Consider the following 17,470-nt stretch of genomic DNA (forward strand, 5'->3'; position numbering starts at 1 on the left):
GAAGATTGTTAATTTGTAATAGTCAGATTCGTTTTCAAAACGGAATGGCTTTGAATGTATGAGTTATTTAGCCGATTTAAAATAACGTTGGAAGAAATGATGTTGGAAGAACTGTTAGCAGAATTACCAGTGCGCGATCGCTTACAATATGAGCGTGCGCTCGCATTTTCTGAGCTTGGCGATCGCCTTTTTGATGAGCTTGCTGATAAAATTGCTACAAAGCGACAGTACCGACTACTGTTTGAACACACATTAAAGCCTGAGTTATTCCAACAAATCCGAATTGCTGCTGCGGGTTATATTTCAGCGTGTCTGAATAGTCCCATCATTCTTTCGGAAGCTGAAATGCTGGAACGACTATTAGAAGCAAGAAGTACTTTGCCGAACTACACCGGCACTGGTCTTTTGATGCCTAAGCGAGAACACATTTTGGCATTTAACCTCTTTCAAAAAAGCGTCGCAGAGGCTTTCTACCAACTAGGAGCAAATGACCTGATTGATGCAGTGGATTTACCAGTCAATCTCCGCATGGTCTACGGCAAGACTGACGCCAAGAAGTTGGGTTTGCCCTTCGCTAGCTCAAAGTGCCATAGCGATGTCTGGGCAGGTGTTGCTGCTGATGCAACTGTGGTGGTTCTGCCACTATTTGGTGACATCGATAATATCACCATCGAAGCAGGTGAAATGCCCCGCGAAATGGAACTACCGTCTATGCGCGTGATGTCAGACTTCGCAGAAGGTCGGGATATTCCGATGGTTGTCTCCTACACGGAAGCACAACTACAACACGGCACAATGTACTTTAATGATGCCCGTGGATTGCATCAAACAGTAAGAAGGAAAACTGAAGGTCTAAGAATTTCAGTAGATTTCCGCTTCCGCAGGAAATTCAATGAAGCTTACCGGGCAATGGTAGCACCTAATATTGGTGGTATTGAAGAAGATATGAGTGTACCCTACGAAGACTGGCTGAAAGTTGGGAAAGATACGCTAATTGTGTTTGATGAAACTATTGAACACGCTAAGAACAAACAGAATGCTGACGCTCCAGTTCCACTTTATACTCGTGGGTATCGCCTTTTAAATATGTTTAACTTTTGATTTGCAAAAATCTAAGCCATAAAAAAGAGGTCTTTCTCGACCTCTTACCAATTCCCTAAAATAATATTCTATTTACAGAATTACGACAAGCCAGTATTAGCACCTTGCTTACCAGTTGCCAGTTCTACTTTGATGATTGTGCCACCTGCTTTTTGAATACGTTGCTGTTCGCGGAACCAGTTTTCATAAGGAACTAGCTTAGTAAAGTAAGTATTTTGCAGTTCGCGTTGGGTACGAATTCGGGTTTGGCTGGGAACTAGAGCAGTAATTTTAAACAAACGGGACATATTTTGAAAATCTCCTGTATACCTTGTGAAAACTTTTTTATCTCAAAATCTTGAGTGCAAATCTTTTAATCATTCAAAGGCTGGAAATCAAACATCAATACTAGACCACCAACACTCATCACTGATAATTTACCAAGATAAGCAATATAACGTTCTAGCACTCACGGCTGATTTCCAGACCTTAATAAAGCCGCACCTAAATTCTTAAGCGCAAACTAGTTCTTAGCTTAAGCCAGAGGAGATATAGTCTAAGTAAACGCCCATTTCCTTACCAGCATCAGAACCTACCAAACTGGCGGTTACTTCTTTGATTGCTTGGATAGCTTGTACGGTAGCACCAACGGGAACGCCCAAGGAGTTGTAGGTTTCCTTCAAGCCATTGAGCACACGCTCATCTAGGATGGAAGGATCGCCAGCTAACATAGCGTAGGTGGCATAGCGGAGGTAATAGTCCAAATCGCGGATGCAAGCAGCATAGCGGCGAGTGGTGTACATGTTGCCGCCGGGACGGGTGATGTCAGAGTATAGCAAAGATTTTGCTACAGCTTCTTTGACGATCGCAGCAGCGTTAGCGCTGATGGTGCTAGCAGCACGTACCCGTAGTTCGCCAGTAGCGAAGTAGCCTTTTAGCTTTTCTAAAGCAGAAGAGTCAAGGTATTTACCTTGAACGTCTGCGGAGTTAATGACAGCGGTAATTGCGTCTTGAGCCATGTTGTTAATTCCTTATTTCCAACCGTATTGCAATACTTCTGTTTAAGTAGGTAAACAGCTTTACCCTATCCTAGAAGGGCACCAACTAGGTAGTCGAAGTAGCCAGCAGCTTCACTAGCGTCATCACCAGAGAGCAATGATGTAGAGCCATTTTTCAGCCCACGGATACCTTCAGCAACACCATCGATAGGAGTTCCCAAGGACTTGTACAGTTCACGGGCACCAATAACACCAATTTCTTCGATGGGGGTGACATCACCAGCAACGATACCGTAGGTAACGAGGCGGAGGTAATAATCTAGGTCACGCAGACAAGTAGCAGTCAATTCTTGACCGTAAGCGTTACCACCAGGAGATACAACATCAGGACGCTTTTGGAACAGTTGATCGCCAGCTTGCTTAACGAGCCGTTCGCGATTTTCTGACAAAACTTGAGCAATCCGCACACGGCGTTCGCCACTTGCAACAAAAGACTTGATCCGATCTAACTCACCAGGGCTGAGGTAGCGGGCTTCTGCATCAGCATTCACGATAGCTTTCGTGACAATACTCATTAATGGATTCCTCCAATACGAATGAAACCAGGATTTGATTAAACTGGTGCGACTTTAAGTTTGGTTTACTGAGTTTGTTTTATCGTCCTTTTAGACACAACAGTTTCACAACTGCTACGGCTAAAAAATTACGAGTTTGCTTGAGTCAACATTAGTACACAAGCTTTCAAACTCAGTTACCTTCCGCAAAACATTTTCCGGCATTCTGTTGAGCATTTATGACTGCTCTTAATACTTTGTAATATTGCTTTTCAGAATTTACTGTTCTAACTGCAATCTGAGAGCGGTATTACGAAAGGTTAAGAAGGGGACAGGGGAAAGGTTACAGGGGATAGGGAACAGTAAATAACCTGTACCCTATTTCCTAATTCCCTAGTCCCTACTCCTTAATCAACTGCTACACTGCCGAGGTAGTTACCTACTGGCAAAGATGGGAAGCGGTTGTAAGGTACAACATCTTCACCGAAGTAGCGGCTATATTCTGCACTGTCGACTATTGCTTCTACAGCAGCTGACAAACCACTATCGACTAGCAGCTTGTTATATTGGCCAATTTCTTCCTGAGTTGCGGGTGTACGCCCCAACAGATGACGGAAGAGGAACTCAATGACCTTGGCATGAGGATAAGGTGATAAGAAGCGCTGGCGATAGATTTGGGAACTAGCTAGTTCGCGCACAAACTCCCGCACGGAAATTTCACCATTTTGGAGTTTGCTATCTAGGTCAGTGCGACGGAAATTCTCAGGCACTTCACCGCTAAATACATCCAATACTTGACGATAAATGGCGTTGATTGCCTGTTGTTTTTCGTCTTGGTTGGTGTTTTCTGTTAGACGGTAAATGCGTGCATGTTTACGCACACCCATGTCCACGGTTTGTCCGCTAGCATCGTTGTAGGAACGACCTAGTTCAGCAAAGGATGGCTTACCATTTGTTTGGGCTGCGATATCTGCGATCGCCTGTACCAAAAGCGGTGTATCGTTACTAACCCCAACACGGGCTTGTACTGGCTTAAAGCTTGGTACAACCACGTCATCGTTTTGCTTGGTCAGCTGGTTGTAAAGCTTCTCTGTATTCGGGAAGTTTGCCGCCGGGAGGGTCGGGAAGCGGCGGTAAGGCACTGTATCTTCACCAAACACCTGGTTATATTCCACGCTATCTACCAAAGCACCAATAAAGGCACGAATACCTTGAGTAGCCAAAATCTGGTTATACTTGCGGATTTCTGCTTGATCTAGTGGCGCACGTCCCAAGAAGTGTTTGGTTCCCAACTCAATTACTTTGGTGTTGGGGTAAGGTGTGTAGAACTCTTTCAAGTAGAGGTTAGAGTAACCCAAACCTTCAATAAATTCTTTCACACTAATTTCGCCATTACCCAGCTTGCTTTCCCATTTGGTAAATTCGTTTTTGGCGATGTAGGGTGCAATATCCCGCTCAAATATCTGACGATACGCAGCACTAATCAAAGTTTTGACTGCAACTTTGTCGCTGGTATTGGCCACCAGCTTGAAGATTTTGGTCTGTTCCCGTTGCTTGCTGACACCTTGGTTAATGCGGAACTGAATATCTGGTTCTGACCGCTTTTCTGTCACTGTACCCAGTGTCACAAAGCTTGGTATTACTTCCTTCTGGACTTTCGCGGCAATATCATCACGAATGCTACCAACGCGTAATTGTCGCCCGGATACACCGCCAGGAGTCAAATACCGTTCGTAAGGAATTGTATCTTCACCAAATGCTTCGCTGTATTCTACGCTGTTAATAATGGCATCAACCACCGCGTAAAAGCCCTGTTTAGCAGCAATGTCAAAGTACTTGTTGATTTCTTGACGACCATAAGTCGGACGACCCAACAAGCGGCGATGAATATACTCGATCGCTTTACAAACATACAGCGATGACCAGTACAGATTGCGGAATACATCCGACTTAGCCAAAGCACGGATAAACTCGCGTACAGAGATATCACCGTTTTCTAGCTTGATTTCCAATACCTTCGGGCGCTGGCCTTCGTAAAGATCGCGACCGAAAACTTGCAGGTAAGCAGCTTTAATTAATGCTTGCGTGGAGCTTTCGGAGTATCTGACACTAGAATTTTTGGCAGCCTTTTTACCTCTAGTACCAGGCAGTTGGTCTAACTTGAACACCTTAGGCCCAAGAGTACCAGGAGCTTCACCCCGCGCTCTCGGATTACTATTTTGGTTATTAATCCCTGCCCCTTGGTGAATCAGGATGCGTTTGGTATCCTTACTAAAAGGAGCCGGACTGGTACTGGGGTTGCGAGTTTCTTTCGGGAAAATTGCCCCAAACTGAATTTCCAAGGGGTCGTTACCAGAACCATAGGGATGTTGATCTGGTAGCGGTTGCTCGTAAGCTGCAAATGTGGTGATGAACTGAGGTATCTTGCGGAAAGGCGCACTGTAGTTAAACAGGTCTTGCTGCGGCCCCCAGTTGCGACATTCTTGTGCTTCTTGACCCAGGCCCCGCAGGTAGGGTACTGTTTCTTCACCAAAATAGTCACTGTATTCAGCAGAATCTACTAAGGCATCTACTAAGGCTGGTAGACCACCGTTAGAAATAATCGAGAAGTATTTTTGTACTTCTTCGCGGCTACTTGGCCCCCGTCCTAAAATGTGACGGAAAGCTAGTTCGATGACTCGGCTGTTAATAAAAGGCTGGTAAAACTGTTTTTGGTAAAGGGGAGATTTAGCTAAACGACGGACAAACTCTTTCACAGAGATGTCACCATTCTTCACCTTGGATTCTAGGTCAGATATGGATAGGCTATAAGCACGGGTAATGTCGCGCTCAAAGATTTGCCTATATGCGGCCTTGATTACCTCATTTTTTTCGCTACTTGATAACCCAGTCTTCATCACAAACTTGGGACGCCGTTCTGCTGCATTAAAGTAAATTTGCGGCAGTTGTAACCCTTGCTGGTCGCTAGAAGGGCGTTGGCGGACTTTGTTTGAAGGTGTGGCTGCTTTGAATTCTGTTAACAAAACATCCATGTACTGAGACACAATTTCTGTAGCCTCAGCATCATTGCGGAAAAATGAAAGTGCCCCGGCTTTGATTTCCTGCAAAGCTACTAGCGTTGCTTCACCAGAACAGGCATTTTCAATGATTTCCCGCAAGCCCCTTGTATTCACCGCTATGATGTTGGGGTCGCCAGCAACGATCGCATAAGTAGCGTAGCGCAAGAACCAGGATAAATCCCGCAAGCTCTTGGCCATGTTGCTTGGGCCATATCGAGCAATGTTAATTGGTCTAAAACCTGCTGGTGTCGGGCCGCTGGGGGATGAGTTAAATATTGAACGTAAATTTTCTAGGAACCCACCACGACTTTCAACGTAGGTTACAGTTCCCAGTTGCATCCCTTGTTGAACGTTAGCACCACCACCACCAGCTGTTACTAATTCTGCTTCTCTGGGCTTTTCTAAAAAAGCCATTGGCGAACCACCGACAAAGATCCGGTTGGCAGCCCGAGACACAATAATCTCGGCATTGTCTGTCAGCGTCTGAGAAATTTCTAGACGCTTTGCACCAGATGCAAAATAGCTTGCCAGTTCATTTAATTCACCATTTCCCAAGAAGCGGTCTTGCTGCTCTGCTTGGGTAATCGTGGATACAGTTAGGGTTTGATATAGTTGCGGACGCGCAACCGAGCTTCCACCACTCGCCTTAACACTCATCGGATTTGTAAAACTCCCATCATAAGCGTTTATATGTTAAGTCTGGATTGTTTTGAGGCTTGACACATCGGTGTGTCTATGCTTTATGAGCTTGAGAGTATTGCCTGCAAAACTGCCAGTAAATTAACCCAGTTAGCTTTTAGATTAGAACGTTTTGCGTTCTCAAGGCGGATTTATTAAGAAGTATGTAGAACCTGTATCTTAAATGTCTCCAGTATTAAAAGTACATACTCCAGTTTGTCTGAGATTAAGTCTAAGTTTTGTAACTAAGTAGTAGGTTGGGAACTGTCTACTAATTTCTTTTTTATTTACTGCGATCGCAATTATTTTCGCTGTCACTCCGGCAAATGCGCTTCCAGAGAAAACATCAGCACCTTGTCAAGTGAGCAAAGACTAGACCTCAAATACCAACTCTGAGATACAACAGTGAAGCCCACGACTACGAGAGTACAAATGCAAATGTATAAATTTATACTTTTATGCTGATGTCACTTCTTAAAAAGGGACGGCAACTAAAGAAAGCATAACTGTTAGTGGTAGCGATCGCCTAAAATTCACCACAAAAAATGCTAACGCAGTAAAACTGTTACAAAATATTTATAATTCTAAATCTTGCCAATGATTTCAGAGACCCAGCATATATCACCAAAGTTAGACGCGACCAATTTTATCACAGAGAAAAGTTTGCTTACATCGCTACTGGGGTATAAGGTGGGTCATCATTGAAGATAATGTCCTTGAATAAGTTGCAATATGTTCATAGATAATACCAAATATTGCCAAACCAATCAATGTGATGTTTAATTAAGCTTGTTCTTAAATTTCATATTTAATAATGATAACGCGACGTAAATTTCTAGCTTTAATTCCTGGTTTTGTAGTAGCTAGTAGTAGCAGCATACTTGTGAGTTTAAATCCAAAAAAATATTTAAATCATCGGAAACGAAGTCTACCCTTTTTCTTAGGTTGGTATGACAATATCAACAATATGGATGTACCAATCAAAGCATATTCTAAAGGAATTGACTTATTAATGCCCTATGTTGAAAAAGAGAGCAGGGCAAAAATACAGGCATTTTTGGATGCTTCTAAAAAAACACAAATAAAAATCCTGCTTGAGATTCCTCGTAGTTTAATTGAATCAGAAAATATCTCAGGAGTGAAAGACTTTATTCGTACTTATAAAAACCATCCCTCCGTTTATGCTTGGTATCTTTATGATGAACCAGAAATAAAAAAACCTAGACCAATTTCTCCAAATTTGTTAAAAAAGGTATACAAAGCTATTAAGGAAGAAGATCAATCAAAGCCAGTGGCATTAGTTTTTACCAAAATAGAAAAAATTGAACCTTACAGTGATGCAATGGATATACTAATGTGGGATTGTTATCCTTGCAAAGACGGAGTTGTAGAATTCCAATGGGTATCATTTTACCGAAAAGCACTCTACGAAGTCATTTCCCTTGCTGATGTTAAAAACAAAAAATTTTGGAACGTAATACAAGCTTATAGAGGAAATCAGACAGATTTTCGATTACCAACAAAGTTAGAATTTCGCTATATGTTTTATTTATCAGTCCTGACAGGGGCTGATGGGCTGCTATTTTGGATACACTACCTCTCTTCACCTTCCTGGAATGAGTCAGTTTTGTATCCTACTATTAAAGAATTCCGAGATTACATTCCTGCAATCGTTAGAGGAGAAGATTTCAGTAATCCAGTACAAGTAAACAACCCAAATATAGAAGTTAAATTATTTCCTATTCCTAATACTACAAAATCTTTAATTATAGCTGTTAATCACACTTCGACTCAAATAAATTTCGTAGTAAAACTGACTCAGAGTTTAGCTGGTAAAATAATTACTTTTAATGAAAAAACTATTAATACCCTATTTTCTAATGCAAGTTTCAGTACTAGTTTAAATCCTTATGAAGTAAAGTTGTATCAAGTAAGATAAGTTAATGAGCTTAGTAATTAATATAAGACCTCTAAATTCTCCAAACCTCTTATCCCATATCTCTTAACTCCAAGAAACGGGGATGAAGAAGTTTGAACTAAGTATGTGGCGTAATTAAGTCTATTAGGACTTACGCACGGGTAACGGAAAACGAACCACAGAGGGCGCAGAGTTCACGGAGGAATGAGAGTTTGAGAGGGTTTTTGCGTAAGTCCTATCTATATTATGTTTAACTCCGTTGTCCCACTTAGAGATACAGTATGATCAATATTTTTTTTGCCAGAGATCAAATAGATATGAGATTAAACCAATTTTTATGATAATAATTCATACCTGTAGTTTGAGTATAATTAATTATAAATCTTGGATTTTTATTTAACTAAAAATTCACTACTATCTTGATGAAAATTGCTCTCTTTTTTAAATTTTTTGTATCCCCAAACTTGCATTTGATAGGGAAGAATGCGAAATAGTAAAGACATTATTTTGAGAATATTTAATTTTACTGAAAGAGTATTGTATTGATATCGTGCTTTAATTTGCTGTCCTAAAGCCGCAGACCGTCTACTTATAACGCCTGTATTTCTATAATAAAGTAAAGGTTCAGATAAATTTGAAATACCAACTCTCAATTTCAATGCTCTTGCCCACAATTCTAAGTCACATTCAGAACGAAATTCTATGTTATAAAGTCCTGTTTTCGCAAAAACACTACTTCTAAACATCACAGATGGATGTATCAAGGGATTTTGATAATGAAACAGTGCATGTATCTCCTGATTACATACAGGCATTATCCTAATTGAGCAATTTTCTCTGGGGAATTCATCCTCAAAGACAAAAGCCCAAGTACCTAATATATCAATATCTAAGTTACTTTCTAAAAAATCTATTTGTTTGCTTAATCGCTCTGGATGTGCAATGTCATCAGAGTCCATTCTTGCGTAGTATTTAGATGAAGAGTTTAATATGGAGATATTAAGCGCATGAGCTAAACCCATATTTTTAGAAATTAATAGGTGTTTTATATGGGGATAAGTTGCAGTATATTCATTAACAATTTCCTCCAAATTTTTTGGAATCAGACCATCCTGAATTAAATGAATTTCCTTTGCTGGTAAACTTTGCCATAGGATAGAGTCAATAGCAGCACGAAGATGTGCGATATTGCTACCTTGGTAGAAAGGAATACCCACTGTAATGCTTGCTTGTATATTGCTAGAAACTGTAGGTACTGTATTCGACATGGATGTATTTCACCTCTGTATATTTCAAAAACAAAAATGTGTTTATAAAATTTCTTGCAAGGTTTTTGAAAGATAAGCTTCTGAATGATTTTCTTGGAAGTATCTTATTGCTTCCCAATAGCGGTTTTCATAATCATTTATGTCCATACTAAATAAATTATGGACACATTTAGACATTGAGCTTTCGTCATTAAAATCAGTAAAAAAGACAAAACTTAGACCTTTTAAATATGAGAAAGTAGGAATATCATTAATAATTAAAAGCTTTCCATAACTCAAAGCCTCTGTCACCACACCACTTTGAGTTGAGAACGAGTAAGGAATCACAACAAAGTGGCTTAAACCAAGTAGGAAACTTTTAGCGCTATTTGAAATGAAGCCAGGAAATCTAATTATTAGTTTTTCGTCGTAGTTTACTTGTATGTTTCTCTCACTTCCACCCCGAATAAATCTCGCTTGCTTTGGGTAATCTTTATTAATTAAATTTGCTAGAGATAAAAATCCTTGAGGATTTTTATCTCTATCTGCTCGACCTAACAATAAGAAACTTTTTTCATTATCCCAACTAAACTTAAGTTGCGCTAAATTATTTTGTAAAATATCTTTTGGGAGAGAAAGAAATGATAAGTTTAACTTGTAAAGTTTATCATTATTAACGAAGTCTTGTGCTTTCAAAAACGCTTCATTGCTAGGCAATAATATCTTATCTCCTACGTAGCCAAAAACTAAATGATATAAAAATACAATATATGCTTTTAAAGGATTAATCCTTCCTTTTTCAAATTTAGGTTCATGCATCAAATAAGAAATTTCTAAATTTTTATTTAGAAGTTTACTAATGGTTCTTAAAATTAAAGCTAATACTAAATAATCTAACTGAATTAAAAAGAAAAATACTGATATTTCTTCTTGCTTATTTAGATTCACTAACTGTTTGATTAATAACCAACTTTCTCGTAAAGTGACGGAATACAAGTATTTTACAGAATAACTAGCTATATCAGAATCGATATTTAGTGTCATTGCTTTGTAAAAAGATTCTGAACAATGATGCACTCTGGGATTTTTAGGTCTAAAAAGATATATTATATGCATAATTCACAAATGGATAAAAACGCGGTTATTTCAAAAATAAACATTTGAGATGACTGAAGTCTTAGTAAATATTCGCTAATTTAATATTTGATTTATTCATTTTTTGATGCAAAAGGTGAGTCGATTTTGAGATAATTTTTAAGTGAAATTAATGTATTCAAAATATTAATTAGCAATTTTTCATGTATTTTATGAGCGTAGATTAAACGGATTTGTGAATGTTCACTAATTCTCTTTTGAGTTTGGCTAGAAATCCCTCCAGGTTCGCGTATTGATATTAGTGTAGGCAAATAAAATATTGTTATATTTTTAAGCATTCGCAGAAATAATTCGTAATCCATAGAAATTTTAAGAGACTCATTGTATTTGTAATTTTTATGTAGGGAAGTTTCACAGAAAAAACCCTGGTGCGGTAAAAACATAAAGTATTTTAGAAACTTCGATGAAAGTTGCGGCGGACGATAAAATATAGTTTCTCCAGCAAAACTTGTAGTGACAGTGACACCGATAGCACATTTCCATTTATGTTGCATATAGCTTTGCACAACTTCAGAAATCACTGTTTTGGAAAAGAATACATCTCCAGAGTTTAAGAAGAAAATTAAATCCCCATTACTGTTTTCTAAACCTTTATTAAATGCACTAGATATACCATTATCTAGTTCTGATAAATAAAGATACCTTTTAGAATGGTTATATGACTCTAAAAACTCTTTACTTCCATCATCAGAATCTCCATCAATGACAATATGCTCTATTATTTTATAGTCTTGTTCTTTAACTGATTGTAAGGTTTTTTCTAATCCTTGGTAATTATTTTTGGATATCGTCACTATCGATACTTGGCAATCATTCATATTAGTTATGGTTAATGAGGTTTAATACAAACTGATAAAAAAGGTAAAAATATTCACTGATTGGTGTAGTTAGCGGTTCACCATTCCAAAAAGTTAGGTAACTTTGAGGGACTGTAATACTAGCAAAAAAATAAATCATCCTGAAAACAATTGCCAATATAAATATAAGAGTATCATAGCTATAGGTACCATCAAGTTTGTCGGAAGAGAGAGCGATAATATAAAAAAAACCAGGTATGCAAAAAAACATACTGGTAATTCTCAAATTAAATCCATATGTCAAAGACCCAAAATAAAGTAAGAAAAGCAAAAAGAATGTTGTAATCCATCTTATATATCTTCTATTTGTTTTGCTATATACTCTATTTATTTTGCTTAGATCAGTTCTCAAGATAAATATAGAGATAATAGTATAATCAAGAATAGGGCGTATTTGATTTTTAATCTTATCTCCAAAACTGTAATCATCACCGCCACCGCCATAAATATCGATTCTCTGAGATACAGAACCATCAAAAGATGACAATGAACTTGTCAAATCTAGCAGTGATTTCATTATTACTGATGAAAATAAAAGTATCGAGCCAAAACAAATAATAATACTAAATCTGTTATTCAAATATTTAGAAAACGATTTGAATGGATTTAATAGATTAATAAATTTATATTTGAATAGTCCAGGTAATATGCCAAAAATATACATTAAAGAAGATTTGTGCGTCCAATAGCCGACATATATACAAAGACAAGCAATCACAAAATTATCAACATAGATAGCAGGTATTATAAATATCCATGAATAAATTTGTCTCATCCAAAATAGTTGAAAATAGTATCCTTGAGTTGTAACATTAATTAATATGATTAAGGGATAGAAATCGGGCATAAATAGCATTGGGAAAACGGTGAAAGCCGTATTCATGCTCAAAGATTGAAGGAATAAAAAACTCAGTTGACTAGACCCTATTAATACACTCAAATATTTAGGCAAAATGAAAGAGACTGGTTCTAGTTCGATATCTGGAATAGTCAACCCTGTTTCTTTCTGAAGCGAAGAATAAATATCAAGATACACAATTGTATCTTGAAATGGCTCAAAGCTGGCTATATATGTAGTAATTGTAAATAATACTAGTAAGATTGGAAATATATTAAGTACACGTTTTTGGTTTCCTAGTATTTGATTTTGGGAAACATTAATTTGGCAATATGCAAGTAGAAAAACTATACCTAATAACGGAATAATAGCCCAAATAGCTAGACCAAATATCAAAATAAAATTTTTAAAATTACCAAACAAAGAAAAAATTTTATGTATTGAATGGATTTTATCTTTTTCTGGGATGAATTTAAGAAGCATAATTTTTAGATATTATAAGTGCAACATTATCACGTCTATAAACTCAAAACCCTTGCACTTTCTCTGGGAGGCTGCTAAACGAATTTGATGATACTCGGTTACGAAGCTAGTATTTATCAAGCTGTGTGGATTCTAAATCCACTGTGGGGGATTTTTCAGCAAGCCCTATATAGTTACTTACTTTTTTTGTATATTCATTGCTTCCTTATAAACCGCAACGTACTGCTGTGCGATCCGAACTGGGTCAAACATATATTCTGCATGACGACGAGCTGCTAAACTAAGAGATTTACTTTCCTTTTGTTGTTGTAGAACCCATTGAATTCCTGTTGCTAAATCTTCTGCTTCGTATGGTTGTGCCAAATAACCTGACACCTTATGCTGAATTAAATCAGGCATTCCTCCAATTTTGAAGGCAACAGTAGGAGTACCACAGGCTATTGCCTCAATAACTGTATTCGGTAAGTTATCTTGTCTAGAAGGTGCAACAAAAACATCAGCAGCAGAATAGAGTAGAGCCAGAGAAATATCATCAGCAAGATGTCCTGTGTATCGAATTGGAAAACCCAATTTAGGAACTTGTGGCGGACGTGACTGCCCAAAAATTATTATTTCAATTTCTATATCTTTTGACTTTTGATTTTCCAGAAAACTGGTAGCTTGTAATAATAAATCAATACCTTTGCGAGGATCATTTGTTCCACCCAAGGCACCAAATAAAATTAACGATCGCTGTTGAGGTAAATTCAAAAGCTGTCGTGCTAATGTTTTTTCAATCGGACGAAAGCTATCTAAATCTAAGGGATATGGTATTACTGAGACGGGACAATCTGCCATCAATGCACTATTGCGAACGCAATCTGCTAGCCAGTTACTAGGACACACAATATGAAAAGGATATTTCCAGTTACGTTGCTTGCGTTCCCAAGTCCAACGATTTAAATCGAAACCAGACTCGTCTTGTGGACGGTTGTCTGCTCGATAACCCTCACGCCAGCGAGCATTAAGTCCATCGTTTGTATAGTGCTCTGCTCCACAAAATGCCCACATATCGTGAAACGTCCACACTATCGGTTTACGAATCTGACCAATTTCACTAATGGATAAAGTCTCTGCACCTACCCAATGAAGATTTATCACATCTGCATCAGAGGCATGGAAAGATTTTACCCAATTAGAAGGAAGAAGTCCAGCCGAATAACGCGTTGGATCGGAACTTTTGATGGTTTTCTTGGCTAATAAACCAATCCCTGTGCGAATTTCTGTTGTTATTCTTCCGATTTTTAATGAATTACCTCTAACTGTTGGATCGTCAGAAGTCTTTGACAAAACTTGCATCTGAGAGTCTATTTCTGCCTGTAACAGACAACGATGAATCCGGTAAGCTGCACGAGCGGCACCTCCAGATAAATCAGAATAACTAGTATGAATAATTTGCATATTGTAGATTCAATGGTTAAACATTAATAGATCGACAAATTATTTGAAATTTTTGAATGTTTTTCTGAGCTTTCTCTGGACGCGTTTCAAGAGACTTGGCATATAAACATTTTCTCTTGTGAAGCGATCAGCTTGGCGATCTGGGATCGTGAAGGGCGGATGTTGTAATGGAAATTGCACGGCTTGTGTCGGAACATTGGAGCGTGGATCGCCTCGATCTGTTGTATTCGTTCCATCCAGATCGAATCCCAGATTGCTAATCAAATTAACTGTGGGGATAATGCTCAAGGCATTTTGTAACCAAGAACAGAGCATCCATTGATAGTCCCAAGTATCAAAACCATCATAGGTAGATTGAAATTGGTTTTGCCAAAATTGGACTTCTCTGGAATCTCTGAGAATGTCTTCCAGCCAACCCTCGTCGCGAATGGTTGACCACTTTTTCATTTCCAGATCGTAATGTTGCCATGCCCTACGCCAGGTTGCCCATCCCCATGTTCGGGTATAAATCGAAAAGTAATAGCTATCCTGAATCTGCCGATTTCTAGGATTGCCCAAGGGGGTATTATCTCCAGAAATTGTCATAACCCGCTCATCGTGACGGTAATACCTCAATAATTCTTCGCAATAGGGAAAAAATGTCGGATGAGGTAAACAATCGTCTTCTAGAAGAATAGCTTCTTCAACGATGTCAAATACCCAAGAAAAAGCAGTCGCTTCCCGCTGCTTCATTCCCATATTGATGTCAGAATAATTGGTTAAGACTTCGCAGGGCCAGTCTACGCGATCGATAATCGATCGCGTTTCAGCACATTTTTCGGCCTCTCCTGTTCGATTTACACGAGGCCCATCCGCTGCAATTAGGAGTATCGGTGGACGCGCTTGGCGAATTGCCTCAAACACTTTTGCGGTTCTATCTGGGCGATTGAAAATGATGAACGCAACTGGAGTTTGCATTTTCACAATACCTTTCTTTCTGAAAGTTAATACACTATAGGAATCCGGTTTGATTCCTGAATTTACTTGTGTAGGCAGGGAACAGGGAATAGGGAATAGGGAACAGGAAAGAAAGCTTTCTAAGGTGTACTGAGTTTTTTCAGAAATCAAATATGAGTCCTATAGATAATGCTTTTGTACAGTGCGTAAGTCTTAAAGTCGTAAAACAATAAACAAGCCTGGAAGCATTTCAATGACTGGAGGGACTATCTCATTACTTTCCACAATTGGTATTATTTAGTTTATTTAACTTCGATAAAATGACAGGGAACGTTTCAATCCAGCTTGGGTAGCAAAGTAAATAAAATATGCCATAACCTTTGGTGAAATACTGCATTTAAATGCCTCTTTAATTTGCGCGATCGCAGCAGGTATATCGCCAATCATCAGCATATTTTGGGCTGTTCTGAGAGCACAGATTGCCGAGTGTTTTTTATTGGCATCGATCAGGCGATCGATTGTTGATTGTGGCAGATAAGCAGGCAAATAGGACTGTACAATTTCCAACCCACGGCGTACCTCTTGCATGTTTTTACCTGTACGCACAGTTTGTCCAGTGTTAGATACAGAATGTAGCCGATAAATAGCTAGTGGTTCAACTTCATACCATACAGGGTATTGTGCGGCAATTCGTACCCACATTTCCCAGTCTTCATAATAAAAACAAAACCGACGATCAAAACTACCTAACTTTTCATATACTTGTCGGCGAACAACAATAGAGGGAGTTTGAAGATATTGTTTGACTATAATTTTTTCCAACCAATTATCGATCGCACCGCTTTGAGGTTGTAATATCTCAGAAAAGTGTCGCCAGTGCCCTGCCTCATCCATAAAAATGTGACGACAGAAAGCGGCTCCTATTTCTGGCTGGTTATCAAATGCTTGTTGCATCTTGCGATAAAAGCCTTCCCGAATGCAATCATCACCATGCAAAAGATGGATGAGTTTGCCACGCGATCGCTCTAGGCAGGTGGTAAAGTTCTTAACATGTCCAACATTTTCTGGTTGTCGATAAAAACTAACGCGATCGCCTGCTAATTCTTTAACAATAGCTTCAGGATCGTCCTTGGTGGAGTGGTCATCAACCACCTCTATTTGCATTATCTCTGATCCTGGATCTTGTGATAACACACTTGCTAATGTTTCACGCAAATAGTTTGCACAGTTGTAGGTGGGAATCATCACTGACCATAAAGGTCGTGGTTCTCCATCGGGCACAGGTTGAATAACAGATCGAAAAGGGTATAGCTCATTCATAATAATTGGCTTTTCGTTAGTTCAGGTGTTCAGTTAATTTGTTTTTTATTGCTGTAATCAAATAATTTCTTTAAGTCATTGTGAAAAACTATCCGTCAATTAATTCTTGACAAGTCATTAGGTTTAGTCTATGTCTGTCTTAATATGAATTTCACAACTTTTTTTATACTCCTCGTAAAAGATTGAGCAACATCTTGAAAAAATTGCAACAAGTAAAATATTCGTGGGTGCTGATAAGGCCATAATGCTTTATTTAATGCTTGTAAAATCTCAGTATCCTGGTATCCTTGCTCGCACAAATATTTCTCTAACCAGGTCAAGAAAATTAAGTGGGTAGAATTGGGTTTGAGTGGATTATATTGTGCTGAAGCTTGTGCAACATAACAGGAGCTTTTTGTGTGTTGTCGATACCTATCCCAACAGCCACTTTCTACAAAGACAGATGCTTTGACACAGACTTTGGCAAAAAAGGCTTGATCTTCAAACATTCCTCGGAAGGACTCCTCAAAGCCACCGACATCTTGAACGAGTTTGCGACGTATGAGGACGCTACAGGTGCCTGGTGTTTCGGCTTTGCCTTTCAAAAACAACTTGAGCAGTGTTGGCGGTTTTAGTAGGGTATCAGGTTCTACACCTAGAGTTCGTTGGCGATCGCGCTTTGCATCTTCAGGATTATCCGTCCAGCTAAACCACATCAGAGTGGAGCCATAAACCATACCTGCTTCGGGGTGAGCTTCTAATATTGCTACCTGCTTCTCCAGTTTTTGTGGCAACCAGATATCATCTGCATCTAGTAAAGCAATATATTCACCTTTTGCATGGCGAATTCCCAGATTGCGCGTTGCACTCATACCAGGGTAAGCTCATCTAATTTGGTATAGGGTGAGCTTGACAAATTAAGTAAGAT

The 17,470-nt window shown here is 38.8% G+C and carries 13 protein-coding genes and 1 pseudogene; 2 read left to right on the forward strand and 12 right to left on the reverse strand.

Features of this window, described 5'->3' with window-relative positions; all coding sequences use genetic code 11:
- The first annotated feature begins 54 nt into the window (after positions 1 to 54).
- Positions 55 to 1,101, forward strand: a complete 1,047-nt coding sequence (locus ACM0OX_RS07885) for a hypothetical protein (RefSeq protein ID WP_414514393.1) — start codon at positions 55 to 57, stop codon at positions 1,099 to 1,101.
- Between the two features lie 80 nt (positions 1,102 to 1,181).
- Here the strand turns inward: ACM0OX_RS07885 and ACM0OX_RS07890 are convergent, their stop codons facing one another.
- The 4 genes and pseudogenes from ACM0OX_RS07890 to ACM0OX_RS07905 all read right to left on the reverse strand — a co-directional run.
- Complete coding sequence (locus tag ACM0OX_RS07890; protein ID WP_094349821.1) at positions 1,182 to 1,388, reverse strand: phycobilisome linker polypeptide; 207 nt, start codon at positions 1,386 to 1,388, stop codon at positions 1,182 to 1,184.
- Between the two features lie 222 nt (positions 1,389 to 1,610).
- Positions 1,611 to 2,099 (reverse strand): allophycocyanin subunit beta, encoded by a 489-nt coding sequence (apcB, locus tag ACM0OX_RS07895; protein ID WP_069068902.1) that lies wholly within the window; start codon positions 2,097 to 2,099, stop codon positions 1,611 to 1,613.
- 65 nt (positions 2,100 to 2,164) lie between these two features.
- Positions 2,165 to 2,653, reverse strand: a complete 489-nt coding sequence (gene apcA / locus ACM0OX_RS07900; RefSeq protein ID WP_099100538.1) for an allophycocyanin subunit alpha — start codon at positions 2,651 to 2,653, stop codon at positions 2,165 to 2,167.
- Between the two features lie 398 nt (positions 2,654 to 3,051).
- Positions 3,052 to 6,348 (reverse strand): annotated as a pseudogene (locus ACM0OX_RS07905) (phycobilisome rod-core linker polypeptide); the annotation flags it as partial.
- An 835-nt stretch (positions 6,349 to 7,183) separates the two neighbouring features.
- Here ACM0OX_RS07905 and ACM0OX_RS07910 point away from each other — a divergent pair.
- Positions 7,184 to 8,308, forward strand: a complete 1,125-nt coding sequence (locus ACM0OX_RS07910) for a glycoside hydrolase family 2 TIM barrel-domain containing protein (protein WP_414514394.1) — start codon at positions 7,184 to 7,186, stop codon at positions 8,306 to 8,308.
- A 371-nt stretch (positions 8,309 to 8,679) separates the two neighbouring features.
- Here the strand turns inward: ACM0OX_RS07910 and ACM0OX_RS07915 are convergent, their stop codons facing one another.
- From ACM0OX_RS07915 to ACM0OX_RS07950, 8 genes are all read right to left on the reverse strand, one after another.
- Positions 8,680 to 9,555, reverse strand: coding sequence for a glycosyltransferase (locus tag ACM0OX_RS07915; protein ID WP_414514395.1), 876 nt, complete (start codon positions 9,553 to 9,555; stop codon positions 8,680 to 8,682).
- A 42-nt stretch (positions 9,556 to 9,597) separates the two neighbouring features.
- A complete protein-coding gene (locus ACM0OX_RS07920; protein WP_414514396.1) occupies positions 9,598 to 10,650 on the reverse strand; it encodes a hypothetical protein in 1,053 nt (350 codons plus the stop codon).
- Between the two features lie 92 nt (positions 10,651 to 10,742).
- Positions 10,743 to 11,483 carry a glycosyltransferase family 2 protein gene (locus tag ACM0OX_RS07925; protein ID WP_414514397.1) on the reverse strand — a complete coding sequence of 247 codons (741 nt, stop codon included), beginning with the start codon at positions 11,481 to 11,483 and terminating at the stop codon, positions 10,743 to 10,745.
- A 25-nt stretch (positions 11,484 to 11,508) separates the two neighbouring features.
- Positions 11,509 to 12,867: a hypothetical protein gene (locus ACM0OX_RS07930; RefSeq protein ID WP_414514398.1), complete on the reverse strand. Its 1,359-nt coding sequence runs from the start codon at positions 12,865 to 12,867 to the stop codon at positions 11,509 to 11,511.
- Between the two features lie 177 nt (positions 12,868 to 13,044).
- Entirely contained in the window at positions 13,045 to 14,307 is a 1,263-nt protein-coding gene (locus ACM0OX_RS07935) for a glycosyltransferase family 4 protein (RefSeq protein ID WP_414514399.1), read from the reverse strand.
- Positions 14,308 to 14,346: 39 nt separating this feature from the next.
- Positions 14,347 to 15,264, reverse strand: a complete 918-nt coding sequence (locus ACM0OX_RS07940) for a glycosyltransferase family 2 protein (RefSeq protein ID WP_414514400.1) — start codon at positions 15,262 to 15,264, stop codon at positions 14,347 to 14,349.
- 285 nt (positions 15,265 to 15,549) lie between these two features.
- On the reverse strand, positions 15,550 to 16,563 hold the full coding sequence (locus ACM0OX_RS07945) for a glycosyltransferase family 2 protein (RefSeq protein ID WP_414514401.1): 1,014 nt from the start codon (positions 16,561 to 16,563) through the stop codon (positions 15,550 to 15,552).
- A 128-nt stretch (positions 16,564 to 16,691) separates the two neighbouring features.
- Positions 16,692 to 17,414, reverse strand: a complete 723-nt coding sequence (locus ACM0OX_RS07950; RefSeq protein ID WP_414514402.1) for a glycosyltransferase family A protein — start codon at positions 17,412 to 17,414, stop codon at positions 16,692 to 16,694.
- Between the last annotated feature and the right edge of the window lie 56 nt (positions 17,415 to 17,470).

Origin of the sequence: Nostoc sp. PCC 9305, from assembly GCF_963920915.1 — a bacterium.
Taxonomy (GTDB): domain Bacteria; phylum Cyanobacteriota; class Cyanobacteriia; order Cyanobacteriales; family Nostocaceae; genus Nostoc.